Annotated in this window: 17 protein-coding genes; 10 read left to right on the top strand and 7 right to left on the bottom strand. The window is 65.7% G+C overall.

The window, feature by feature from the left end:
- Window position 1: 1 nt before the first annotated feature.
- Window positions 2-3,451, bottom strand: a complete 3,450-nt coding sequence (locus POF53_RS12720) for a response regulator (protein WP_498967966.1) — start codon at window positions 3,449-3,451, stop codon at window positions 2-4.
- A 274-nt stretch (window positions 3,452-3,725) separates the two neighbouring features.
- Here POF53_RS12720 and POF53_RS12715 point away from each other — a divergent pair, with 274 nt between their 5' ends.
- Together POF53_RS12715 and POF53_RS12710 are read left to right on the top strand one after the other, a co-directional pair.
- Window positions 3,726-4,091 carry a response regulator gene (locus tag POF53_RS12715; protein ID WP_203646789.1) on the top strand — a complete coding sequence of 122 codons (366 nt, stop codon included), beginning with the start codon at window positions 3,726-3,728 and terminating at the stop codon, window positions 4,089-4,091.
- Window positions 4,092-4,317: 226 nt separating this feature from the next.
- Window positions 4,318-4,605, top strand: coding sequence for a hypothetical protein (locus tag POF53_RS12710; RefSeq protein WP_498967964.1), 288 nt, complete (start codon window positions 4,318-4,320; stop codon window positions 4,603-4,605).
- A gap of 2 nt (window positions 4,606-4,607) precedes the next feature.
- On the opposite strand, the gene POF53_RS12705 is transcribed toward POF53_RS12710, so the two are convergent.
- The 3 genes from POF53_RS12705 to POF53_RS12695 form a co-directional block, all read right to left on the bottom strand.
- Window positions 4,608-4,847: a DUF1652 domain-containing protein gene (locus POF53_RS12705; RefSeq protein WP_498967962.1), complete on the bottom strand. Its 240-nt coding sequence runs from the start codon at window positions 4,845-4,847 to the stop codon at window positions 4,608-4,610.
- Window positions 4,848-5,075: 228 nt separating this feature from the next.
- A complete protein-coding gene (locus POF53_RS12700; protein ID WP_203646793.1) occupies window positions 5,076-5,981 on the bottom strand; it encodes a LysR family transcriptional regulator in 906 nt (301 codons plus the stop codon).
- Between the two features lie 146 nt (window positions 5,982-6,127).
- The gene (locus POF53_RS12695; RefSeq protein ID WP_186714388.1) at window positions 6,128-6,670 is read right to left on the bottom strand and encodes an RrF2 family transcriptional regulator; all 543 of its coding nucleotides are present in this window, start codon (window positions 6,668-6,670) and stop codon (window positions 6,128-6,130) included.
- Window positions 6,671-6,931: 261 nt separating this feature from the next.
- Here POF53_RS12695 and POF53_RS12690 point away from each other — a divergent pair, with 261 nt between their 5' ends.
- The 4 genes from POF53_RS12690 to POF53_RS12675 all read left to right on the top strand — a co-directional run bounded on the left by POF53_RS12690 (window position 6,932) and on the right by POF53_RS12675 (window position 14,153).
- Window positions 6,932-8,134, top strand: a complete 1,203-nt coding sequence (locus POF53_RS12690; RefSeq protein ID WP_232855196.1) for an NAD(P)/FAD-dependent oxidoreductase — start codon at window positions 6,932-6,934, stop codon at window positions 8,132-8,134.
- A 217-nt stretch (window positions 8,135-8,351) separates the two neighbouring features.
- Complete coding sequence (locus POF53_RS12685; protein ID WP_232855197.1) at window positions 8,352-9,977, top strand: methyl-accepting chemotaxis protein; 1,626 nt, start codon at window positions 8,352-8,354, stop codon at window positions 9,975-9,977.
- Window positions 9,978-10,166: 189 nt separating this feature from the next.
- On the top strand, window positions 10,167-11,789 hold the full coding sequence (locus POF53_RS12680; protein ID WP_232855199.1) for a methyl-accepting chemotaxis protein: 1,623 nt from the start codon (window positions 10,167-10,169) through the stop codon (window positions 11,787-11,789).
- A gap of 180 nt (window positions 11,790-11,969) precedes the next feature.
- The gene (locus POF53_RS12675; protein ID WP_232855200.1) at window positions 11,970-14,153 is read left to right on the top strand and encodes a response regulator; all 2,184 of its coding nucleotides are present in this window, start codon (window positions 11,970-11,972) and stop codon (window positions 14,151-14,153) included.
- A gap of 64 nt (window positions 14,154-14,217) precedes the next feature.
- On the opposite strand, the gene POF53_RS12670 is transcribed toward POF53_RS12675, so the two are convergent.
- Together POF53_RS12670 and POF53_RS12665 are read right to left on the bottom strand one after the other, a co-directional pair.
- The gene (locus POF53_RS12670) at window positions 14,218-16,398 is read right to left on the bottom strand and encodes an ATP-binding protein (protein WP_498967958.1); all 2,181 of its coding nucleotides are present in this window, start codon (window positions 16,396-16,398) and stop codon (window positions 14,218-14,220) included.
- Between the two features lie 87 nt (window positions 16,399-16,485).
- Window positions 16,486-17,118 carry a LysE family translocator gene (locus POF53_RS12665; protein ID WP_203646805.1) on the bottom strand — a complete coding sequence of 211 codons (633 nt, stop codon included), beginning with the start codon at window positions 17,116-17,118 and terminating at the stop codon, window positions 16,486-16,488.
- 119 nt (window positions 17,119-17,237) lie between these two features.
- Between POF53_RS12665 and POF53_RS12660 the strand changes: the two genes are divergently transcribed.
- From POF53_RS12660 to POF53_RS12650, 3 genes are all read left to right on the top strand, one after another.
- Window positions 17,238-17,996 carry an RHS repeat-associated core domain-containing protein gene (locus POF53_RS12660; RefSeq protein ID WP_498967955.1) on the top strand — a complete coding sequence of 253 codons (759 nt, stop codon included), beginning with the start codon at window positions 17,238-17,240 and terminating at the stop codon, window positions 17,994-17,996.
- A gap of 324 nt (window positions 17,997-18,320) precedes the next feature.
- Window positions 18,321-18,638 carry a hypothetical protein gene (locus tag POF53_RS12655; RefSeq protein ID WP_225933086.1) on the top strand — a complete coding sequence of 106 codons (318 nt, stop codon included), beginning with the start codon at window positions 18,321-18,323 and terminating at the stop codon, window positions 18,636-18,638.
- Between the two features lie 385 nt (window positions 18,639-19,023).
- Window positions 19,024-20,025 (top strand): FecR family protein, encoded by a 1,002-nt coding sequence (locus POF53_RS12650; protein WP_203646808.1) that lies wholly within the window; start codon window positions 19,024-19,026, stop codon window positions 20,023-20,025.
- A gap of 167 nt (window positions 20,026-20,192) precedes the next feature.
- On the opposite strand, the gene POF53_RS12645 is transcribed toward POF53_RS12650, so the two are convergent.
- A complete protein-coding gene (locus POF53_RS12645; protein WP_198745489.1) occupies window positions 20,193-21,512 on the bottom strand; it encodes a Na+/H+ antiporter family protein in 1,320 nt (439 codons plus the stop codon).
- 262 nt (window positions 21,513-21,774) lie between these two features.
- On the opposite strand from POF53_RS12645, the gene POF53_RS12640 reads away from it, so the two are divergent.
- Window positions 21,775-23,922, top strand: coding sequence for a methyl-accepting chemotaxis protein (locus tag POF53_RS12640; protein ID WP_203646810.1), 2,148 nt, complete (start codon window positions 21,775-21,777; stop codon window positions 23,920-23,922).
- The last annotated feature ends 70 nt before the right edge of the window (window positions 23,923-23,992 follow it).

The following is a 23,992-nucleotide window of genomic DNA, read 5'->3' as shown; positions in this document are numbered from 1 at the left end:
TTCAGATTCGCTCCAATTGCGGCAGCCAGACCCGGATCAGCGAGAACAGGCGGTCCAGGTCGATCGGTTTGGCCAGGTAGTCGTTGGCCCCGGCCTGCAGGCAGCGCTGCTGGTCATCCTTCATCGCCTTGGCGGTCACGGCGATGATCGGCAGCTTGCGCCAGCGCGGCTGCTGACGGATCAGGCGGGTGGCCTCGTAGCCGTCCATCTCCGGCATCATCACGTCCATCAGCACCAGGTCGATGTCATCGTTGGCCTCCAGGCACTCGATGGCTTCGCGCCCGTTGCGGCCGATCTCGACGATGGCGCCCTTGTGCTCCAGGGCGCTGGTGAGGGCAAAGATGTTGCGCACATCGTCGTCCACCAGCAGGACCTTGCGCCCCTCGAACACCTTGTCGCGGCTGCGCGCGGTCTTGAGCATGCGCTGGCGTTCGTTGGACAGCTGCGACTCGACCTTGTGCAGGAACAGCGTGACTTCGTCGAGCAGGCGCTCGGGCGAACGCGCGCCCTTGATGATGATCGAGCGCGAATACTTGAGCAGGTCGGCCTCTTCCTCGCGGGTGAGGTTGCGCCCGGTGTAGACGATCACTGGCGGGAAGCTGCGGATGTCCTCGGCGGTCATGCGCTTGAGCAGCTCGTTGCCGAGCATGTCGGGCAGCTTGAGGTCGATGATCATGCAGTCGTAGATGTTCTCGCGCAGCAGCGCCAGGGCGTCCTGGGCCATGGCCACGGCGGTGATCTGGATATCGTCGTCACCGATCAGGCGGGCGATGCTCTCGCGCTGCAGGTCATCGTCCTCCACCAGCAGGATGTGCTTGAGCTTCTGCGTGAGCTTGGCCTCCAGGCGGCCGAACACCGCCTTGAGCTCCTCGCGGCTGGTGGGTTTGACCGCGTAGCCTACCGCGCCCATGTGCATGGCCGCCTCGACGCGATCTTCCACCGAAATGATGTGCACCGGGATGTGCCGGGTGCCGGCCTGCTCTTTCAGGCGCTGCAGCACGGTGAGCCCGGAGTGGTCGGGCAGGCGCATGTCCAGCAGGATGGCGTCGGGCAGGTACTGGGCGGCCAGCTCGAAGCCTTCGTCGGCGGCATGGGCGACCAGGCAGCTGTAGCCCAGCTCGTGGGCCAGGTCGAAGAGGATGCGGGCGAAGTTCGGCTCGTCCTCGATCACCAGGATGCAGCGGTTGGCGAACGGCGCCTGGGCGCGGTCGTCGGCAAAGGCCGGGGCCGGGCGCTCGGTGCGCACCGGCGCCGGTACCGGCGGCGCTGGCGGCAGTTCGTCGACCGCCGGGCGCAGGCTGTGCACCTCTACCTGCTGCGCCGACGGCTCGAAGTGCTCGGGCAGGATCAGGCTGAACACGCTACCCTGCCCCGGGCTGCTGTCAACATTGATCTGCCCGCCCAGCAGGTGCGCCAGGTCGCGGGAAATCGACAGGCCCAGACCGGTGCCGCCGTAGCGGCGGTTACTGGTGCCGTCGACCTGGTGGAAGGCGCCGAAGATCGCCTGCTGCTGGTCGGCGGCAATGCCGATACCGGTGTCGCGCACGGCAAAGACGATGCCCAGGCCGGCCTGGTGGCTGATGCCCAGGCTGACCTGGCCGCGCTCGGTGAACTTGATGGCGTTGGACAGCAGGTTCTTGAGGATCTGCTCCAGGCGCTGGCGGTCGGTGAACAGGCTCGCCGGCAACGGCTGCTCGAGTTTCACCTCGAAGGCCAGGCCCTTGTCCTGGGCCAGCGGCTGGAACATGCCCCGCAGCCCTTCGACCAGGCGCTCCAGCGGCGTGCTCTCGGCGCGCACCTCCAGCTTGCCGGCCTCGACCTTGGCGATGTCGAGGATATCGTTGATCAGGTTCAGCAGGTCGTTGCCGGCCGAGTAGATCGACTCGGCGAACTTGACCTGCTCCTCGCTGAGGTTGCCTTCGGCGTTCTCGGACAAGAGCTTGGCCAGGATCAGCGAGCTGTTGAGCGGCGTGCGCAGCTCATGGGACATGTTGGCGAGGAACTCGGACTTGTACTTGCTCGAACGCTGCAGGTCGTCGGCGCGGGCCTGCAGCTCGACCTGGGCCTGGTTCAGCTCGCTGTTCTTGCGATCCAGGGCCTCGGTGCGCTCGGCCAGCTGTTCGTTGGTCTGCTCCAGTTCCGCCTGCTGGGTCTCCAGGTGGGCCTGGGACTCCTTGAGCACCCGCGATTGCTCCTCGAGCTCTTCGTTGGCGGTCTTGAGCTCTTCCTGCTGCACCTGCAGCTCTTCGTTGAGCTGCTGGGTCTCGGCCAGTACTTCCTGCAGGCGCTGGCGGTAGCGTGCGCTCTCGATGGAGATGCCCAGGTTCTCGGTGATCCGCTCCAGCAGTTCGACGTCGCGCTCCTGCAGCGTGCGCAGGAAGCCCAGCTCCAGTACGCCGTTGACCCGCCCGTCGTCCTGGGACGGCACCAGCACGCCGCTGCGTGGCAGGCCGCGCCCCAGGCCAGAGCTCAGGCGGTAGTAATCCTCGGGCAGTTCGTCCAGGCGCAGCAGGCGCCTCTGGATCACCGCTTCGCCCAACAGGCCGGCATGATCGCCCAGACGCGGCTCGCTGCCCTGCTGCTCGGTGTCCAGCCCATAGGTGGCGACCCGCACCAGCTGGCCATGCTCGTCGCGCACGTACAACGCGCCGACCACGCTGCCCAGATAGCCGGCGAAGAAACGCAGGATATTGTCGCCGAGCATGGGCAAGGTCAGCTGCCCCAGCACCTGCTCGGCCAGCTGGGTCTGCCCGGCCCGCAGCCAGGCCTGTTGCTCCAGGCGCTCGGCGGCGCGCTGCTGGGCCTCCAGGTTCGACACATAGCTGGCCGATAGCGCCAGCAGGTCGCGGCGTCCCAGGTAGGCAAGCAAGGCACTCAGGGCGACGATGAACAGCACAAAGGCCGAGATCGCGGTCATGGTGACCGTGCTGACCGTCTCGTTGCGGGTCGTACGCAGTTGCTGCTCGGTGTTGATGAAGGTGTCGAACTCCTTGCGGATCTCGTCGGTCAGGCGCTTGCCGCGGCCACGGCCAATCGACGCCTGCACGTCGCCCTGGCTGCGGCGCTGGCTGATCATCTCGTTACCGAAGGTATTCCACTCGCGCTGCAAGGCCGCGATGCGGTCAATGCGGTCGACCTGCTGGGGGTTGTCCGCGACCATTTCCTTCAAACTGTCCAGGCTGCCGAAAATACGCGGCTTGGCGACCTCATAGGGGTCGAGGAAACGCTCCTCGCCAGTCAGCAGGTAGCCGCGCATGCCGGTTTCCATGTCGATCGACAGCTTGATCGTCTCGTTGGCATTGCCGATCACCCGGTCGGTGTGCTCGACCCACTGCATGGCCGAGAGCAGGTAGTTGATCACCGCGACAAACGCCACGGCGCCCAGGAGCCCTACGCCCAGGGGCAGGCCGACGTTGCGGCTCAGCAGTTTGCGAAAGCTGCGTTGGTCCATCGAGGCTGCTTGAATCATCTGAAAGTGCCCGAGTGAAAAAAGTCCATTGAACAGACTGGCGTCTACATCGTGTAAGGGTTGCCCTGCGCCAGACCGACCGGGGGAATACAGCGAGTCTAACCAGCTTTGGCGGATCTGGCAGGGCATTTAGCCAGTATTTGAAGCCTGTCTGCGGCAATCGTTCCATCTATTTGCCGGTGCCGTTAAGCTTGGGAACTTCTGCCACCGCCTTGCGCACAGAGTAGAGACAATCCACCGAAACAGGATCCGCACAATGCACCTTCTGGTAGTCGAAGACGACGACATCGTACGCATGCTGATAGTCGAAGTGCTCGGCGAACTGGGCTACACCACTATCGAGGCCGACAGCGCCGGCGCGGCCCTGAAGATCATCGAGGATCCCGAGCAGTCCCTGGCACTGTTGATGACCGACGTCGGCCTGCCCGACCTGCGCGGCGAGGAACTGGCCGCCAAGGCCCGCGAGGCCCGGCCACTGCTGCCGGTGCTGTTCGCCAGCGGCTATGCCGAGAGTTTCACCGTGCCCGAGGGCATGCACCTGATCGGCAAGCCGTTCAGCATTGATCAACTGCGCGATAAGGTGCTGGAGATTCTCGGCGCGCCGTCCATGCCTGGCCTGTAGGAGCGGCCTTGTGCCGCGAAAGGGCTGCGAAGCAGCCCCGGCAATTGATGCATCAACGCTTGGACCCAGGAGCCGCTCCGCGCCCCGTTCCGGCCGGTCCGACGCCTCGGCAAGGCCGCTCCTACAGGCAGGCGCCTGGCAACAGGCACAGGCTGAAATAATTTGAACGTCTTGCGCTTTTAAGCTTCCAACGTTCGAGGTATGCCTCTTTCGCCGGAAAGCCACCATGAAGATGCCCTGCCGCGCCCCCTGCGTCCTTCTGGAACTGGACTTCGTCCGCGACACCCTGTTCGGCCGGGTGGCCCAGCGCGCCGAGTGCCGGGTGCAGTTGGCGGCCCTCAGCCTGCAAGGCCGCCCGGCACTGCGCCTGCATATCGAGCCGCCGCTGCCGGGCAAGGTCGAGAAAGCCCACAGCGTCGCCTTCGCCTGGGAAGGACGCAACTATCGCGGCGTGGTCCGCGAGCATGTCAAATGCGGTGACGGTGGCATCAACCTGCTGCTCGAGCTTCTATGACCTCAGGCGCTGACCTTGCGCACGGTGGCCGGGGCCTTGCGCTGCGCCTTGACCCTTGCCACCAGGCCCAGCAGGTCATGACAGCTGTTGAGCTCGGCGATCGGCACGCCGGTCACGGTCAGGCAGTCGTCCAGGCTCTGTCCCTGGCCCAGGCGAATGGTAAGGTGTTCGCCGTCCGGGCAGCTCACCTCGCAGCGGTCAGGCAGGCAGGCCTGTTCGATCATCTGCCGCATCTCAAGCATTGAAACGCCAATCAACGACATGGTACGACCCTCTCTGTACTGGATGGCCTGTTGGGTGTGGTACGCCCTCGACTGGCAGGCTGCCAATTGATATTGCCCATGCCCGGGTGCAGGTCCATTCGCCCAGGCAATGACAACGTCGAAGTGCCTCTAGCACCTTAGTGGAAGAAACCGCTGGCATGGCAACGTTCGCTCGCCAGCGCCATGTTGGCGACGGATGGTCAACGCCTACAGGCGTGCCAGTTCCTCGCGACAGAACTCGACGAACAATTGCGCCGGCTTGGTCAACTGCACGCGCTTGAGGTGCGCCGCCGCCAGGCCCGACAGCGCCACCGGCTCGGTGATGTCGAGGGTCACCAGGCGCTGTCCGTCGTAGGTGAATTCGGAGTGCGGCCGGGTCACCAGCAGCGAGAAACCGAAACCCTGGCCCACCATGCCCCGGACCATCTCTATCGACGGCGAGCTGAAGACGATGTTCGGCGTCAGCCCCAGCTCGTTGAACAGGCTGACGAAGTAGGTGCGGCTAGGCGCCACGTCAAGCAGGATCATCGGTTCCGGGCACAGGTCGCGCAGCGACACCTGGGTTTGGCCGGCGAAACGGTGCTTTTCCGGCAGCAGCACATAGGGTTTCTGCGCCGGCATCAACGGCTCGGTCTCTATGGTGCCGTCCAGGTCATGGTCGTAGAGGAACGCCAGGTCGAAGGTGCCCGCCGTCAGGCCCTGGATCAGGTCCTGCTGTTCGCCGTCGCGAAGGCGGATGTCCACCCCGGGATAACGCTGGCGAAAACCGGCGATCAGTCGCGGCAGGTACAAAGGCGCCACGGTCTCGAAACAACCGATGTCGATCTGCCCGGCCACCGTGTCGTTGTCGGCCAGGGCGTTCTGCTCGAACTCATGGGCCATCTGCAGCAGCGCCCGGGTCTTGGCATAGAAGCGCTTGCCGCTGGGCGTCAGCGACACGCCCTGGGCGTGATGGCGGATGAACAGCTGCACACCGAAGCTCTCTTCCAGGCTCTTGATCGCGGTGGAGATAGACGGCTGGGCGATATATAGCTGGCGCGAGGCCTCGGCGACGCTGCCGGCCTCCACCGTGGTGACGAAGTACTTGAGTTGGCGCAAGGTGTAGGAAGCCACGCTGACCTCTCTGGCGCCGGGAGCGGCGCACGGAATTTTTCTGTCAGCTTACCTCGGCTTGGCACCTGTGGGCCGATCGCACAGGCAAGGATTTACCTTGGGGTTGAGCACAATTTTCCGTTGCGCCGCCCAACCGACCCAGGTCGTCAGACGGCCTGCAGCGGAATGTCCCCACCGGCGCCCTTGCCGTCGCGCCGCTCGCTCATCCAGTCATTGACCTTCTGCCCGAACTCGGCCGGTGCCTTGCGCCCGAAGCGCCGCGCCAGGTCGAGGATGGTTTGCTGGGCCAGCGCCTCCTCCATGCGTTTCTGCGCCCCCAGCATCACCGCATGGATCGCGCAGGTGCCTTCGGTGGCCCAGGCCGGCGCGGCGCCCTCGAACACCGCGCAACGCTCGCGGATCTCCCGGCAGTCGAAGAGCTTCTTCGGCCCGTCGATGGCCGTGACGATATCCAGCACGGTGATCTCGTCGGACGGCCGCGCCAGACGGAATCCGCCGCGCACGCCTTCGGTCGCCGCCACCAATCCAGCGCGGGCCAACTTGGTGAAGACCTTGGCCAGGTATTCCTGGGGCACGCCCTGCAACTCGGCCAGGTCGCGCACGCTGGATTCGCGGCTGTCGCCGCGCTCGTCCACCAGGAACAGCAGGCAATGGATGCCGTATTCGACGCCGGCGCTGTAAAGGGACATATCAATCTCCGACTAATTCTGTCGCAAATAGTACGCCCATAATCGGTGGCAGGCAAAGCCGGTCGTCGCCGTGCAAGCATATCAACATCCCAGCAGAAGCCAATAAACACGCTGGATACAGCCGATACACCTGCGTTTGCGAAAGGACGACCCGAAAAATAACACTTGCCGATTTAAACTACGATCAATACAGTCGTAGTTATTCGACGGGCCGTGAACGCCTCATCGAAGACCTTTTTCCTGTCCTTGCGGAGCATCCACATGACCTCTCGTATCCTGATCATCGGTGCCGGCTTTGCCGGTGTCTGGAGCGCCCTGAGCGCCGCCCGCCTGCTCGACCAGGCACAACGCGGCGACGTGCGCATCAGCGTGCTGGCCCCGCAGCCGCAACTGCGCATCCGTCCACGCTTCTACGAGGCCGACGTCCACACGCTGCAGGCACCGCTGGAGGCGCTGTTCGACGTGGTGGGCGTGGAGTTCATCCCTGGCACCGCCGACAGCATCGACAGCGCCGCCCGCCAGGTCGGCTACCGCGATGCCGATGGCCTGCCGCAGCAGCTCGCCTACGACCGCCTGATCCTCGCCGCCGGCAGCCAGGTGGCCCGCCCTGCCGTACCGGGCCTGGCCGAGCACAGCTTCGATGTCGACCAGATGGAGTCGGCCGTGCGCCTGGAACAGCACCTGCACGGCCTGGCCAGCCTGCCCGCCTCGCCGGCGCGCAACACCGTGGTGGTCTGCGGCGGCGGCTTCACCGGCATCGAGACCGCCACCGAGATGCCGCCGCGCCTGCGCGCCATCCTTGGTGAAGGCCATGCCCGCGTGGTGCTGATCGACCGTGGCGCCAGCGTCGGTGCCGCCCTCGGTGCCGGGATCACCCCGGCCATCGTCGCCGCCAGCGAGCAGGCGGGCGTCGAATGGCTGACCGGCACCTCGGTGGTGGCGGTGGATGCCGGCGGCGTGACCCTGGACAACGGCGAGTACATCGCCAGCAAGACCGTGATCTGGACCGCCGGCGTCAAGGCCAGCCCGTTGACCGCGCAGGTCGCCGGCGAGCGTGACGGCTTCGGTCGCCTGCGGGTCGACGACCACCTCAAGGTGATCGGCCAATCGCACATTTATGCCACCGGCGATGTGGCCTGGGCCGCGGTGGACGAGCTGGGCAACCACGCCCTGATGACCTGCCAGCACGCCATCCCCATGGGTCGCCACAGCGGCAACAACGCCATGGCCGACCTGCTGGGCCAGGCGCCGATAGCGTACCGCCAGCCCAAGTACGTCACCTGCCTGGACCTGGGCGACTGGGGCGCCGCGTACAGCGAAGGCTGGACCCGCGAACTGAAGCTGCAGGGCCAGGAAGGCAAGGACCTCAAGCGCCAGATCAACTCGGTCTGGATCTACCCGCCGGCCGCCGACCGCGCCCAGGCCCTGGCGGCGGCCGACCCGCTGATTCCGATCGTCGAGTGAACGAAAACAACAGGCCCGTCCCGGAAGTGACGGGCCTGTTTGTATGCGTCATTACATTGAACGACTGGTCAATAATAGTGGCGTTATGTCATCATTCAGAAAAAACAACATGAACCGTGAGGATATAACCCCCTTCGCAGTGCATCGAGAGCCTTTCCAGCCGAGCCCGGTCAGTCCGCGCTCTTGACGCCTGCCAGCCACCGTCAAGGAGCGTCGCATGCAGTTACGGAACATGAAGATCGGTATTCGGGCAGCAGGAATGTTCACCCTGCTCGGGATCCTGGTCCTGGCCCTGGGCCTGGTCGCCCTCTACGAAACCCGGCGGATGGACAGCGCCACCGACGAAATCCGTCTCACCTGGATGCCCGCCGTGCTCGCCCTGGGCGAGGTCAGCAGCAACCTGGGCCGGGCCCGCGCCCTGACCCTGCGCAGTGTCCTTGAGGACAGCAGCAGCGCCCGCCATGCCACGCTGGACAAGATCGTCCAGGTCAACCAACAGCTCGAAAACGACCTCAAGGCCTACGAGCGCACCATCTTCGCCGCGGACGACCGCGCCCTGTTCGACACCTTCATGGGCCTGAGCGAACGCTATCACGCACTGCAGCAAGCCATTCGCAGCGCCGCCGGCGATGACCGACTGGACGAGGCCCGACGTCTGGTCAACGGCCCGCTGGCCGAGTACGCCGACAGCATGATGAAGGCCCTGGCCGAACTGATCGACTACAACACCAAGGGCGCCGAGCAAGCCTCGCTGCGCAGCAGCGCGGCCTCCGACGAAGCCTTCAGCCTGATCATCGCCGCCATTGCCGTGATCACCCTGGCGCTGATCGGCATCGCCACCCTCCTCACCCGCAGTATCGTCGTGCCCCTGGCCGACGCCGTTGCCGTGGCCGAGCGGGTCGCCACCGGCGACCTGACCCGCGAAATCGTCGTGCTCGGCCGCGACGAACCGGCCTTGCTGCTGGCCGCTCTGAGCCGCATGCAGCATAGCCTGCGCGACACCCTGCGCAGGATTGCCGCGTCTTCCGACCAGTTGGCCTCGGCCTCCGAGGAGCTGCACACCGTCACCGAGGACACCAGCCGCGGCCTGCACCAGCAGAGCGCCGAGATCGACCAGGCCGCCACGGCGGTCAACCAGATGACCGCCGCCGTCGAAGAGGTAGCGAGCAACGCCGTGAGCACCGCCGACGCCTCCCAGGGCGCCGACCGCACTACCCGCGACGGTCGCGACCAGGTCAACCAGGCGCTGGCCTCGATCCAGCACCTGGTCGATGACGTGACCGGCACCTCCGGGGAAATCGAGCAGCTGGCCAGCCACGCCAACGAGATCAGCCAGGTCTTGGACGTGATCGGTTCGATCGCCGGGCAGACCAACCTGCTGGCCCTCAACGCCGCCATCGAGGCCGCCCGCGCCGGTGAGGCCGGCCGCGGCTTCGCCGTGGTCGCCGACGAGGTGCGTGCCCTGGCCCACCGCACCCAGCAGTCCACCGCGGAGATCGAGCAGATGATCGGCGGCATCCAGACCGGCACCGAGCGTGCGGTCAGCGCCATGCACAGCAGCCAGGGCCGTGCCAACGGCACCCTGGCCGTGGCGCAGTCGGCCGGCCAGGCCCTGGAGCTGATTGCCGAGGCGATCGCCACCATCAACCAGCGCAACCTGGTAATCGCCACCGCCTCCGAACAGCAGGCCCAGGTGGCCCGGGAGGTGGACCGCAACCTGGTGAACATCCGCGACCTGGCGATGCAGACCTCGGCCGGCGCCAACCAGACCAGCGCGGCGGCCCAGGACCTGTCACGCCTGGCGGTGGAGCTGAACGGGATGGTGGCGCAGTTCAAAGTCTGAGCAAGCGCATTACATTGCCGCTCAACCGGGCTCCCAGCGGATGATGCCGTCCGCCGGGAGCCCGCCTACGCCGGGACAGGTACCGGCAAATAGGAAAATCCGCCGCAATACGTGCGACCTGGCGACTATCTCCCCGCAGCCCCCGGAATCATGCTCCTGACGTTTGCATTCTGACGTCAAGGAACATCCATGCTGTTGAGAAACATGAAGATCGGTAAACGGGCGACCAGCCTGTTCACGCTGCTGGCCGGCCTGGTCCTGGCCATGGGCCTGGTGGCCTTGTACGAAACCCGGCAGATGAACGATGCCACCAACGAGATCCGCCGCAACTGGCTGCCGGCCGTGATCGCCCTCAACGAGATCGGCGGCACCCTGGCCCAGGAACGCGCCGCCACGCTGCGCGCGGCGCTGGAGGAAGACACCGACGAAAACGCCAGCGTCAACCTGCTCAACAGTATCGAGGAAGCGATCCAGCAGGACCTCAAGGATTACGAGAAGACCATCTCCGACGCCCAGGACCGCGGCCTGTTCAATGCCTTCCTGGTGGCGCGCCAGCAATACACCCAGCAACAGCAACAGGTGCTGGCGAACATCGGCGCCGGGCGCATGGCTGAAGCAAGGCGCCTGATCAACGGCCCGCTGATCCAGCGCGCCGACCGTATGATGGACGCCATGGCAACACTGGTGGCCTTCAACTACAAAGGCGCGGAAACGGCCTCGCACCGCAGCGACACGGTCAGCGACCAGGCGTATGCGGTGATCATCACGGCACTGGTGCTGATCGTCCTGGCACTGATCGCCATCGCCACCCTGTTCACCCGCAGCGTCGTCGCGCCGCTGGCCGACGCCGTCATGGTGGCCGAGCGCATCGCCACCGGCGACCTGACCCGCGAGATCACGGTAGTCGGCCACGACGAGCCGGCATTGCTGCTGCACGCCCTGCGCCGCATGCAGCAGAGCCTGCGCGACACCATCGGCAAGATCGCCGCGTCCTCCGACCGCCTGGCCTCGGCCTCCGAAGAGCTGCACAGCGTCACCGAGGACACCAGCCGCGGCCTGCAGCAACAAAGCACCGAGATCGACCAGGCCGCCACTGCGGTCAACCAGATGACCAGCGCCGTCGAGGAAGTGGCGAGCAACGCGGTGAGCACCGCCGAGGCCTCCCAAGGCGCGGACCAGACCACCCGGGACGGCCGTGACCAGGTCAACCAGGCGCTGGCTTCGATCCAGCATCTGGTCGACGATGTCACCGGTACCGCCGGGGAGATCGAACAGCTGGCCAGCAGCGCCAACGAGATTACCCGGGTGCTGGATGTGATCGGCTCGATCGCCGGGCAGACCAACCTGCTGGCCCTCAACGCTGCCATCGAGGCCGCCCGTGCCGGCGAAGCCGGGCGTGGCTTCGCCGTGGTCGCCGACGAGGTGCGGGCGCTGGCCCATCGCACCCAGCAGTCCACCGCCGAGATCGAACAGATGATCGGCGGCATCCAGGTCGGCACCGAGCGCGCGGTCAGCGCCATGCACAGCAGCCAGGGCCGTGCCAGCGGCACCCTGGAGGTGGCGCAATCGGCCGGCCAGGCCCTGGAACTGATTGCCCGGACCATCGCCTCGATCAACCAGCGCAACCTGGTGATCGCCAGCGCTTCGGAACAACAGGCCCAGGTGGCGCGGGAAGTGGACCGCAACCTGATGAACATCCGCGACTTGTCGATGCAGACCACCACCGGGGCCAACCAGACCAGCGCATCGGCCCAGGACCTGTCGCACCTGGCGCTGGAACTCAATGGGCTGGTGGCGCAGTTCAAGGTCTGATTCGGGTCGCCCTGCGCTCCATCGCCGGCAAGCCCGCTCCCACGTGATTCTTCCAGAGATGCATACCGTGGGAGCGGGCTTGCCCCGCGATGGCGCCCCCCCAGACGACACAAAACCCCTCGCCAAGCGCCGCGTCTCGGTGCACCCTGATGCTCTCACGCACAAGGACCCGCACAGCTCATGGCGAAATGGCTCGACGGCGGCGGCCTCATGGCCGAACGCATCCGCAACCACGACTGGTCGTCGACCACCCTGGGCCCCCTTGCCAGCTGGCCCGATGTGCTCAAGACCACGGTTGCCCTGTGCCTGGCCTCGCGCTTTCCCCAGGCCGTGCTGTGGGGCGACGCGCTGATCACCCTGCACAACGACGCCTTCAGCGAAATCCTCGGCAACAAACCCTCTGCCCTGGGCCGCCCCTTCAGCGCGGTCTGGCAGGAGGCCTGGAGCGATATCCGCCACCTGGCCCAGCGCGCCCTCGACGGCGAAGCCGTATACATCGAAGATTTCCCGCTGATGATCGAGCGCCACGGCAGCCCGGAGCGCGCCTACTTCACCTTCTGCTACAGCCCCATCCGCGACCACGACGGGCAGGTGGTGGGGATGATCGACACGGTCACCGAGACCACCGCCAGCGTGGTGGCCAACCAACGCCTGAACTTTCTCGACAGTTTGAGCCGGGCGGCGGCCAACGCCATCGATCCTGAACGGGTCATGGCCACCACCACGCGCCTGCTGGGCGAGCACCTGCACCTGTCGAGCTGCGCCTATGCGGTCATGGACCCCGACGAGGACGGTTTCACCATCTGCGGCGACTGGGTCGCGCCAGGTTCGCCGCGCCTGCTTGGCCAGTACCGCCTTGCCGACTTCGGCGATCTGGCCGTCAGCCGCCTGCGCGCCGGACTGGCGCTGGTGATCGAGGACAACCTTGCGCAACTGTCACCCCATGAATCGGCGACCTTCCAGGCCATCGGCATTACCGCCACCATCTGCATGCCCTTGATCAAGGAAGGCCGCCTGACGGCGCTGATGGCCATCCATGACAAGGCGCCCAGGACGTGGACCCGCTACGAGAGGGCCTTGATCGGTGAGGCCACGGAGCGCTGCTGGGCACATATCCAGCGGGTCCAGGCCAATGCCGAGGTGCGCGAGGCGTTGACGGCACTGGAGGCCCTCAACGCCACCCTCGAACAACGCGTGGAGGAGCGCACCAGCCAGCTGCTGCACACCGAGGCCGTGCTGCGCCAGGCGCAGAAGCTCGAGGCCATCGGCCAATTGACCGGCGGCGTGGCACACGATTTCAACAACCTGCTGACCATCATCCGCTCCTCCATCCACTTCCTGCAGCGGGCGGACCTCGACGAGACTCGGCGCAGCCGCTACTTCAAGACCGTCTCCGACACCGTCGACCGCGGCGCCAAGCTCACCGGGCAACTGCTCGCCTTCGCCCGCCGCCAGGCCCTCAGCCCGCAGGTGTTCGAGGCCGGTCCCAGGCTCGAGGCCATGGCCGAGATGCTCGACACCGCCACCGGCGCCCGCATCCAGGTCGGCCTGGAACTGCCCGACACGCCCTGCCACGTGCACGCCGACCTCGGCCAGCTGGAAACCGCGGTGATCAACCTGATGATCAATGGCCGTGACGCCATGGACGGCATCGCGGGCACGCTGCGTCTGCGCCTGGAGGCCAATCAGCGACTGCCGGCGTTGCGTGGACAGGCGGCGCAGGACGGGCCGTTCGCGGCGATCTCGGTCATCGACAGTGGCGTTGGCATCGCCCCGCACCTGCTGGAGCGCATCTTCGATCCGTTCTTCACCACCAAGGCCGCCGGCCAGGGTACCGGGCTTGGCCTGTCGCAGGTGTTCGGCTTCGTCAAGCAATCCGGTGGCGATGTGCAGGTGCTCAGCGTGCCAGGCCAGGGCACCACCTTCACCCTGTATCTGCCCCAGGTGCCGCAGGCCGATGGCGAAACACCTGACGTGACGGTGCCGCTGGTCCTGCCCGGCGAGCGCAAGCGCATCCTGGTGGTGGAGGACAATCCGGATGTCGGCAGCTTCACCGCGCAGATCCTGCGTGACCATGGCTACCAGATCAGCTGGGCGACCTCGGCCGAGGATGCCCTGGCCCAGATCGCGGCGGCCCGCGGCGGATTCGACGCAGTGTTCTCCGATGTGGTGATGCCGGGCATGGGCGGTCTCGCCCTGGCCAGGGAACTGCGGCGCAGCCAACCGCAACTGCCGGTGATTCTCACCTCCGGCTACAGCGAAGCGATCGCCGAAGGTGGCCACCAGGGCTTCGCGTTCCTGGCCAAGCCCTATTCGGCCGAACAGGTGTGCCAGATGCTGGGGGATGTACTGGCTAGTCGGTGAGTCGTATCAACTCACCATGGCATGGGAGCGGGCTGCATGCTGTTCGAGGTTTCCTCCACAGCGTTCACTTTCGCCTCGCCAATAGCCGCGCCAGACTCTGCCCCAGCTCGTCCTGGCGAAACGGTTTGCGCAGTACCTCGAAGCCATGCAACTCACGCGGCGTCAGGTTGGTGTAACCGGTAATGATCAGCACCGGCAATTGCACCAGCTGCTCGCGCACCTGCTGGGCGAAGCGCACGCCGGTAGTCTCGGCCATGACATGATCGGTCAGCAGCACATCGGGCAGCAGGCCCTTGTCCAGCAACGCCAACGCCTGGGCCGGTCCCTCGGCCTCGGTCACCTCGTAGCCGAGGGCGCGCAGTTGCAGGAGCGTGGCCTGACGCACCAGTGGCTCGTCGTCCACCAGCAGCACGCGGATCTGGCCTTGCGCCCGGGGAACCTCGACCGGCTTGGCCGCTTCATCAACCACCTCCTGCTCGCTGGCCGGGAGCCACAAGGTCGCTTCGGTGCCCTCACCCACGCGCGAACGAATGCCGAAGCCGCCGCCGGACTGCAGCGCCAGGCCCTGCACCATCGGCAAGCCAAGCCCGGTGCTGCGACCCACGCCCTTGGTCGAGTAGAACGGCTCGACGCAATGCGCCAGCACCTCCTCGCTCATGCCACAGCCATTGTCGGTGACCCGCAGCCACACCTGTGGCCCTGTCTGCAGACCGGGCGGACCAGGCGTACCGTCGCCGCCAAGACCGGCGCGTATGGTCAACTTCCCGCCCTCGCCCATGGCATCGCGGGCATTGACCACCAGGTTCAGCAAAGCCAGTTCGAGTTGGTGCGGGTCCACCAGCACCCCCGGCAGTGCCGTCTCGACACTGACCTCCATGGCAACGGTCGGGCCCAGCGAGCGAGCGATCAGCTCGCGCATGTCCTCCACCAGCGCCGCCAGCGACACCGTCGTCGGCTTGAGGGTCTGCCGCCGCGCGAAGCTGAGCAGGCGCCCGACCAGATTGCGCGCGCGCTCGGCCGCCTGCAGGCCACCATCGATGAGACGCTCGGCGCGCTCCGGTTGCGGATGGCGGCGCAGCAGTTCCAGGGAAGCGATGATCGGCGTCAGCATGTTGTTGAGGTCGTGGGCAATGCCGCCGCTAAGCTGGCCGATCATCTCCATCTTGCGTGCTTCGTGCAGTTGCACCAGTGCGGCCTCGCGCTGGGCAAACATGTTGGCCACCCGCTCCTCCAGGTTTTCGTTGAGCATGTGCAGGGCGCGCTCGGCACGGGCGTGAGTGACCGCCGCCCAGACCTGCCGGGCGGCCTCTTCCACCAGCAGGCATTCGCTCTCGCCCCAGGCATGGGGTGTATGAAAATGCACCGCGAGCATCGCCTCCAGATGCTCGGCGCGCAGCACCGGCACGTGCAGCGTGGCGCACAGGCCCTTGAACCGGGGCGGCACGCCCTTGCTCGGTTCATAGTTGCGCTGCACCGCCTGACCGGCCAGTAGCGCCTCGCGCAGGGCCGGGTCCAGGGCCGAGTACTGGTTGAAGCCGACCATCGACGGTACTTCGGCGGCCCACTCCTGAGCAACTCGATAGCGTCGGCCATCGCCCAGGTCCTCGCCGAAGCAGACCCGCGCCGCGCCCAGTTCCTCCCCCAGGCGGCGCACCGCATGGGCCTCGATGCGCTCGGCCTCGCCCAGGCCCGGCAAGGCCTGGCGCAACTCCTGGAGAAACGCCTGGCGTTGCTGGAAACGCACCCGCTCGGTGGTGTCGGTGACGATGCACAGCACGCCGCCCACCCCACCGTCGGCCTCGCGCACGGCAGAGTAGGAGACATCGAAATAGGCGGTTTCGCCCGGGCCATGTCGCTCGATATAGAACGGCCGATCCCGGGCCGAGAAGGTCACCCCGGTTTCACGCACTCCGCGCAGCAGCGGCTCGAGGTCGTTCCACAACTCGCTCCAGTGCTCCTGTCCGGGCCGGCCCAGGGCCGCGGGGTGCTTGCTGCCGATGGTCGGCCAGTAGGCATCGTTGTACAACGCGATGTACTGCGGCCCCCAGAACAGCACGATCTGCGCCTGCGCCGGCAGGAGCATGGCCACCACCGACTGCAGCACTGGTGACCAGCCATCCGGGACTCCGAGCGGAGACTGTCGCCAGTCCATCGCCTGCAACAGGCAGCTGACTTCGCCACCGCCGCCCAGGAAGCTCGGCAGTGCTTGCAGGTTAACCGTCTTGCTCTCCTGGCGCGCTTTCATGTCTCGGTTTTCCCGGGCACGTTTTCTTTCCTCTGAGGGTAAGAAGTCGCCCGGTGGCAAAACGTTCCATCGGATCGACGCCGACGATCAACGGCGTCCTTCGGCCAGCATGCGCAGCGCCAGCGCCGCCAGCACCGTGCCCATCAGCCAGCGCTGGACTTGCTGCCACACCGGCCTGCCGGCCAGGAACACGGCGATGGAACCGGCCATCAGCGCGATCAGCGCGTTGACCGTGACGCTGATGGCGATCTGCGTGCTGCCCAGCACCAGCGACTGCGCCAGCACGCTGCCGTGGCCGGGCTCGATGAACTGCGGCATCAGCGACAGGTACATGACCGCGATCTTGGGGTTCAGCAGGTTGGTCAGAAACCCCATCATGAACAGCCGCCGCGGGCTGTCGGCCGGCAGGGCGCGGACCTGGAACGGCGAACGCCCACCTGGGCGCAGCGCCTGCCAGGCCAGGTACAGCAGGTACAACGCGCCGCCGATGCGCAGGGCGTCGTAGGCGAACGGCACGGCCATGACCAGCGCGGTGATGCCCAGCGCGGCGCAGAGCATGTAGAAGACGAAGCCCAGCGCCACGCCACCCAGCGAGATCAAGCCGGCGCCACGCCCCTGGCAGATGGAGCGGGAGATCAGGTAGATCATGTTGGGGCCCGGCGTCAGCACCATGCCCAGGCTGATCAGGGCGAAGGCCAGCAGGTTGGAGGGTTCTGGCATTGCAAGTCCTCTTTGTCGGTAGTGCCATACCTGGCATTTTTGCCAGTTTCACTGGCCAGGGGCGCACGTTAACGTGGATTGGTCATTTCTGAACAGTGGGGACGCCAATGAGCAGTCCAGTGACCAGGCTGTTGGCGAGCGACCTGGCACGCTCGGTGTTGCGAGGGGCAAGCCATGGGTTTGCCTATTCGGCCTATGGATACGATCCGGTTCGCGAGTCGCCTTGTTTACGCCTTGGCTTCAATGGTGTGATGCGTGATCCACAGGCAGCGGTCTACCTACTGGGCAACGGGCATCGTGCCTATAATTCGGTGCTGATGAGGTTTTGCTCACCGGACAAGTTGAGTCCTTTCGTTGATGGGGGCGTCAATTCATACGGATACTGTGCCGGAGACCCTATAAATCATGCAGATCCCAGAGGAGCCTTCAAGCAGGCACTCCAACGCCGTTCTGTCGACTTAGGCCAACTTAGTGACCTGCCCAAGAGCACTCAAGTCGACCGTGTAAGCTCCATTCATCACACTGAAATGGACACACTGCAACTGCGCTACCCAGGTCATTCGGACCTTATCAATCAGGTCACCACGCAGAACGCTCTTTCCAGCGCCCATACTCTGCCCAATTCTGATCGCATCGACGGTACCGTGGCCGGTTTCACCCTACCAAATGTTGGTATTACCTCCGATGATCGGGACCTCTTGGAGGATGTAGTTCGCCAGCTCCACAGAGCAGTAGAGGCGAGCCGTAACTATGTTGCTGCTCCCAACGCAACCAACCAAGCGACGATGCGAGAGCAAATCAACGATTACTCCAAAGGCAAGAAGGTACTGATTGATTATCTGGTGCGCAAAATGGAGCCGGTTCGGGAGATCAGCTGACCCATTTAAAACGTTTGTCATTCGATTACTTGCTTACACTTCAATCCTTGAATCGATCGCTCCGCCCCGGTAACCTTCGCTCGCTGCTGTAAATCCAGCAACCGGGTTTGGTCACCCGCGAACATCAAGGCGCACAAGCGCCCGCTCTGCGATTCAGTTGGCGCTTTTTTTTGTGCCCGGCTGTCTCGTTCTATGGCGGCTGTGCGTGGGGCGCCTCCGTGCGCGCCGGTTTCCTTGATTCCCGGTTGACCAACCCGCGTACAGTCGCCACCCATTCGTTTGGTCACGTCGAGTGGCGGCTCCATTGAATCAAGGAGCGACACAATGACAAAAGGCTTACCTGATCCTCCGTCCCGCGCCACCACGGCGCACTCCAGCTTCGGCAACTGCGAATGCAGCCACCCTTCCTTGTTCGCCGTGCGCGAAGGCGTGGACTTCGAAGATGCACTGGTGCACCTGTCCACCCTGCTCAAGGGCGCGTTCGCCACCAACCTCAAGGCCATGGAGCTGGCAACCGGCACCTGCCACGACCTGCTGCTGGGCAACGACCACGGGCTGGACGCGGCCAAGGCGGTAGTCGAGGCGTTGCTCGATGGCGTGGAAATGCAGCAGGTGGAAAAGGCGCGCCTGCGTACCGTCTGAAGGGCCTCATCGCGGGGCAAGCCCGCTCCCACGCAGCCCCCCCTGTAGGAGCGGGCTTGCCCCGCGAACACCGGCCCAGCCGGTGCCATAAAACGCATTGCCTTCTTCGCGGGTAAACCCGCTCCCACAGGGTATCCGATGCGCGCTCGAGTATTGCTTCGTGCATCGCATCGCGGTCCCTGTGGGAGCGGGCTTGCCCGCGAACACCGGCGCAGCCGGTGCCATGCGCCAGGGGATCGCCCGCGCAAACCGGCAAATCACCCTGTCGCAGATGAAACCCAACCTCAGATACGACGAAAAACTGCACAATTGATAGTCATTCGCCATTAACTCGTTCTCGGAAGCACCCGCCCGGGGGTAGAATGCCGCAAAACCGGGAGCCGCGATGAACCAGGACCGCCACATTCCAAGCGACGAAGATGCCATTACCGATGCCGCCGCGCATTGGTGCATGCGCCTGCACGCCGACGACTGCACGGCGGGCGAGCGCGAGGCGTTCGGCCAATGGTTGGCGAGCGACCCGCGGCACGCCGAGGAATACCAGGCGATGCTGGAAATCTGGGACACCGCCGACCTGCTCCCACGTAGCGCCCAGGTGATCCCACTGCCCACCCGGCAAGCGACGCCGACGCGTCACTGGCGCCCGTTCGCCTCGGCTGCCGCCATCGCCCTGCTCGCCTTGCCCCTGGCCGGTTGGGTCGGCTGGGAGCAAGGTTGGCTGCCCAACGGCTACCAGCACTTCGAAGCCACCGACCAGTTGCGCCACGTGCGCCTGAGCGACGGCAGCAGCGTCGAGCTGAACCTGCATAGCGAATTGCGCTTCCTCAACTACAAGGACGAGCGCAAGGTCACCCTGGTCAAGGGCGAGGCATTCTTCAAGGTCACCCACGACAGCAACCACCCGTTCATCGTCCACGCCGCCAACGGCCAGACCCGGGTTACCGGGACCCAGTTCAACGTGTGGAAGTATCAGGACCAGGTCAAGGTGACGCTGGTGGAAGGCTCGGTGCTGGTGAGCGCCGGCGGCAACACTGGCGGCTACCGTCTTGGCCCGGGCATGCAGGCCAGCTACCACAAGGGCGATTTCGAACCCGAACTGAACCAGAGCGACGATTACGCCAACAGCCTGGCCTGGCGCAGCGGCAAGCTGGTGCTGGACAACCTCAGCCTCGGCCAGGCCCTGCCGGTGATCAACCGCTACCTGGACAAGCCGCTCATGGTGGCCGACGACAGCACCGCCAGCATTCGCATCAGCGGTGTCTACAGCACAAGCGAGGTTGCACGCCTGGTCGACACCCTGCCCAAGGTGCTGCCGGTGTACCTGACCCGCAGCAAGGACGGCAGCACCGTCCTCAACCGCATCGTCCCCGCGCCGACCCGCGGCTGAGCTGAAGCTGCGCCCTCTGCCCCTGTAGGAGCGGCCTTGTGCCGCGAAAGGGCTGCGCAGCGGCCCCAGGGTATCAGCGTTTACGCAAAGATCGCCGGGGCCGCTTTGCGGCCCTTTCGCGGCACAAGGCCGCTCCTACAGAGACAGCGTGCGGCTGTGACAGCAGATCAGAGCGTCATCGCCGCCAACCAGCCAAACGCCAGCAGCGGCAGATTGTAGTGGATGAACGTCGGCACCACGGTATCCCAGATGTGATGGTGCTGTCCGTCCACGTTCAGCCCCGAGGTCGGCCCCAGGGTCGAGTCCGACGCCGGCGATCCGGCATCACCCAGTGCGCCGGCGGTACCGACGATGCACACGGTGGCCAGCGGGTCGAAGCCCAGCTGCACGCACAGCGGCACGAAGATCGCCGCCAGGATCGGCACGGTGGAGAACGACGAGCCGATGCCCATAGTCACCAGCAGCCCCACCAGCAGCATCAGCAGCGCGCCGACGCCCTTGCTGTGGTCGATCCACTGGGCCGAGGCTTCCACCAGGCTCTTGACCTCGCCGGTGGCCTTCATCACTTCGGCAAAGCCGGAGGCGGCGATCATGATGAAGCCGATCATCGCCATCATCTTCATGCCTTCGGTGAACAGGCTGTCGGTGTCCTTCCAGCGCACGATGCCCGACAGCGAGAAGATCAGGAAGCCGACCATCGCACCGATGATCATCGAATCCAGCCACAGCTGGATGATGAACGCGGCGCCGATCGCCACCCCGGCCACCAGCAGGGTCACCGGGTTGTACTGCACGCTGACCTGCTCGACCTGTTCGATGCGTTCCAGGTCGTAGTCACGCTTCTTGCGGTAGCTGAAGAACACCGCCAGCAACAGACCGGCGAGCATGCCCGCCGCCGGGATGGCCATGGCGTGGGTGACGTTGACGCCGCTGACGTCCACCCCGGCGCGGCTGACGTTGGCCAGCAGGATCTCGTTGAGGAAGATGTTGCCGAAGCCCACCGGCAGGAACATGTACGGGGTGATCAGGCCGAAGGTGATCACGCAGGCGATCAGCCGGCGGTCGATGCGCAGACGGGTCAGCACGTACAGCAGCGGCGGCACCAGCAAGGGAATGAAGGCGATGTGGATCGGCAGGATGTTCTGCGACGACACCGCCACCACCAGCATCAGGCCGACCAGCAGCCACTTGACCTTGCCACCGTCGGCATGGCCCTGGCGATCGATCATCGCCAGCGCCCGGTCGGCCAGGGCATGGGCCAGTCCGGACTTGGCGATGGCCACCGCGAAGGCGCCGAGCAAGGCATAGGACAGGGCCACCGTGGCCCCGCCACCCAGGCCTCCATTAAAGGCCTTGAGCGTACCCTCGATACCCAAGCCACCGACCAGGCCTCCGGCCAGGGCGCCGATGATCAGGGCGATGACCACATGCACGCGGGACAGGCTCAGGATCAGCATGAGCCCGACCGCGGCAATCACTGCATTCATGGTGTGCGAACCTCGTTACGACAGACAAAAAGCGGGCATTCCGGCGACAGACTGCGCGCAGGCAGTGGCCGGACCAGGGGATGTTGTTATGAAGGGCGCACACTCTGAAGCACAGGCCGGCAGAAGTCAAAAGCGTCTGCGCCGCAACATCGCGTAGGGAATAGACGAAAGTCGCAGGGTTTAATTGAACGTTTGAATAAAGAAAAATCCGAGCAGGCCGACACAGTCGGCAGCATCAAACCTATTACAAGGGATTTTCCCCATGCCTTTGCTGCGACAACTCTCCATCCAATGGAAGATCACCCTGCTGGCGGGCCTGTGCCTGGCGGCCATCGTCACCCTGCTCGTCGGCCTTTCGCTGTACCGCATGGACCACAGTTCGGACCTGGTGAAAGCCAGCAGCATGCGCATGCTCTCCGACTCGGCCCAGTCGCGCATCGAATCCCAGGGTGAGGTCCAGGCCCTGAACATCCGCCGCCAGTTCATGGACGCCTACCAGTACGGCGCCGGTTTCGCCCGCCAGGTGCTGTTCCTGCGCGAACAGGCCGAGAAACGCTTCCTCGACGCCTACGACCTGCGCCAGGACATGACCGCCCAGGTGCGTGCCGCGTTGCAGGCCAACCCCGACCTGCTCGGCCTGTCGCTGGTGTTCGAGCCGGGCGCGCTGGATGGCAAGGACAAGTTGTTCGCCGGCCAGAGCGAACTGGGCAGCAACGAGACCGGGCGCTTCGCCCTGTACTGGTCGCAGCCGCGGGTCGGCCAGCTGACCTCGATGGCCCTGCCCGAGCACGACATGGCCAACACCGAGATCGGCCCCAGCGGCCAGCCGGCCAACACCTGGTGGGTGTGCCCGCGCAGCACCGGCACGGTGTGCGTGGTCGAGCCGTACTTCTATGACATCGACGGCCAGCGCGTGCTGATGACCAGCATCGTGTTCCCGCTCAAGGCGGGCGACAAGGTCATCGCCACCCTGTCCATCGACATCAACCTCAACAGCCTGCAGGCCCTGAGCCAGACCGCCAGCCGCAGCCTCTACGACGGCCAGACCACCGTCGGCATCCTCAGCCCCGTGGGCCTGCTGGCCGGCTACAGCGCCGACGCCGGCAAGCTGGCCCAGCGCTTCGACCAGGTCGACCGCACCCAGGGCGCGGAGCTTGTGCGCAAGCTCGCCGACGGCAAGCTGCAGATCCTTCACGACCAGCAACGCCTGAAAGTGCTGGCCGCTTTCGAGCCGATCCCTGGCGGCAAGCCATGGGGCGTGCTGCTGGACGTGCCGGAAAGCGCCCTGACCGGCCCGGCCGAGGCCCTCAAGGTTGAACTCGACGCCCTCAACACCAGCGGTACCCTGCTCGAACTGGGCCTGGGCCTGGCCGCCGCCATCGCCGGCCTGCTGCTGGTGTGGCTGATGGCCCGCGGCGTGACCCGGCCGATCCTCGGCGTGGCCGCCATGCTCAAGGACATCGCCAGCGGCGAAGGCGACCTGACCCGCCGCCTGCAGTACGACAAGCAGGATGAGCTGGGCGAGCTGGCCGGCTGGTTCAACCGCTTCCTCGACAAGCTGCAGCCGACCATCGCCGAGGTGAAACGCTCGGTGCAGGCCGCTCGCGGCACCGCCGACCAGTCCGCGGCGATTGCCGCCGAGACCAGCGCCGGCATGGAGCAGCAATACCGCCAGGTCGACCAGGTGGCCACCGCCTCCCACGAGATGAGCGCCACTGCCCAGGACGTTGCCCGCAGCGCGGCCCAGGCCGCCCAGGCCGCGCGCGAAGCCGACCAGGCGACCCGCGAAGGCCTGGCGGTGATCGACCGCACCACCACCAGCATCGACACCCTGGCCGCCGACATGAGCGGCGCCATGGCCCAGGTCGAGGGGCTGGCGCGCAACAGCGAGAAGATCGGCTCGGTGCTCGAGGTGATCCGCTCTATCGCCGAGCAGACCAACCTGCTGGCGCTCAACGCCGCCATCGAGGCCGCTCGCGCCGGTGAGGCCGGCCGTGGCTTCGCCGTGGTCGCCGACGAGGTGCGCAACCTGGCCCGCCGCACCCAGGAGTCGGTGGAGGAAACCCGCCAGGTAATCGAAGCCCTGCAGGCCGGTACCCAGGAAGTGGTCGGCGCCATGGACAGCAGCCACCGCCAGGCCCAGGGCGGCGTCGAGCAGGTCGGCCAGGCCGTCACCGCGCTGCAGCGCATCGGCCAGGCGGTGACCGTGATCACCGACATGAACCTGCAGATCGCCAGCGCCGCCGAGGAGCAGAGCGCGGTGGCCGAGGAGATCAACAGCAACGTCGCCACCATCCGTGACGTGACCGAGTCGCTGAGCGGCCAGGCCAACGAATCGGCGCGGGTCAGCCAGTCGCTCAACAGCCTGGCCAACCAGCAGCAGGGGCTGATGGATCAGTTCCGCGTTTGATTCCACCCCGTCGGGGCCGCTTTGCGGCCCTTTCGCGGCACAAGGCCGCTCCTACAGGTGCTGACGCGCC

The organism is Mitsuaria sp. RG (assembly GCF_028369275.1).
GTDB classification, from domain to species: domain Bacteria; phylum Pseudomonadota; class Gammaproteobacteria; order Pseudomonadales; family Pseudomonadaceae; genus Aquipseudomonas; species Aquipseudomonas peradeniyensis.
Note: the sequence above shows the minus strand (reverse complement) of the source record. Positions and strands in the feature narration are given on the sequence as shown.

Coding starts and splice junctions, on each gene's coding strand:
- POF53_RS12690 (WP_232855196.1), top strand. CDS start 6,932: ATGACCTCTCGTATCCTGATCATCGGTGCCGGCTTTGCCGGTGTCTGG.
- POF53_RS12640 (WP_203646810.1), top strand. CDS start 21,775: ATGCCTTTGCTGCGACAACTCTCCATCCAATGGAAGATCACCCTGCTG.
- POF53_RS12685 (WP_232855197.1), top strand. CDS start 8,352: ATGCAGTTACGGAACATGAAGATCGGTATTCGGGCAGCAGGAATGTTC.
- POF53_RS12705 (WP_498967962.1), bottom strand. CDS start 4,847: ATGCTTGAGATGCGGCAGATGATCGAACAGGCCTGCCTGCCTGACCGC.
- POF53_RS12680 (WP_232855199.1), top strand. CDS start 10,167: ATGCTGTTGAGAAACATGAAGATCGGTAAACGGGCGACCAGCCTGTTC.
- POF53_RS12695 (WP_186714388.1), bottom strand. CDS start 6,670: ATGTCCCTTTACAGCGCCGGCGTCGAATACGGCATCCATTGCCTGCTG.
- POF53_RS12710 (WP_498967964.1), top strand. CDS start 4,318: ATGAAGATGCCCTGCCGCGCCCCCTGCGTCCTTCTGGAACTGGACTTC.
- POF53_RS12665 (WP_203646805.1), bottom strand. CDS start 17,118: ATGCCAGAACCCTCCAACCTGCTGGCCTTCGCCCTGATCAGCCTGGGC.
- POF53_RS12715 (WP_203646789.1), top strand. CDS start 3,726: ATGCACCTTCTGGTAGTCGAAGACGACGACATCGTACGCATGCTGATA.
- POF53_RS12645 (WP_198745489.1), bottom strand. CDS start 21,512: ATGAATGCAGTGATTGCCGCGGTCGGGCTCATGCTGATCCTGAGCCTG.
- POF53_RS12650 (WP_203646808.1), top strand. CDS start 19,024: ATGAACCAGGACCGCCACATTCCAAGCGACGAAGATGCCATTACCGAT.
- POF53_RS12675 (WP_232855200.1), top strand. CDS start 11,970: ATGGCGAAATGGCTCGACGGCGGCGGCCTCATGGCCGAACGCATCCGC.
- POF53_RS12720 (WP_498967966.1), bottom strand. CDS start 3,451: ATGGACCAACGCAGCTTTCGCAAACTGCTGAGCCGCAACGTCGGCCTG.
- POF53_RS12670 (WP_498967958.1), bottom strand. CDS start 16,398: ATGAAAGCGCGCCAGGAGAGCAAGACGGTTAACCTGCAAGCACTGCCG.
- POF53_RS12655 (WP_225933086.1), top strand. CDS start 18,321: ATGACAAAAGGCTTACCTGATCCTCCGTCCCGCGCCACCACGGCGCAC.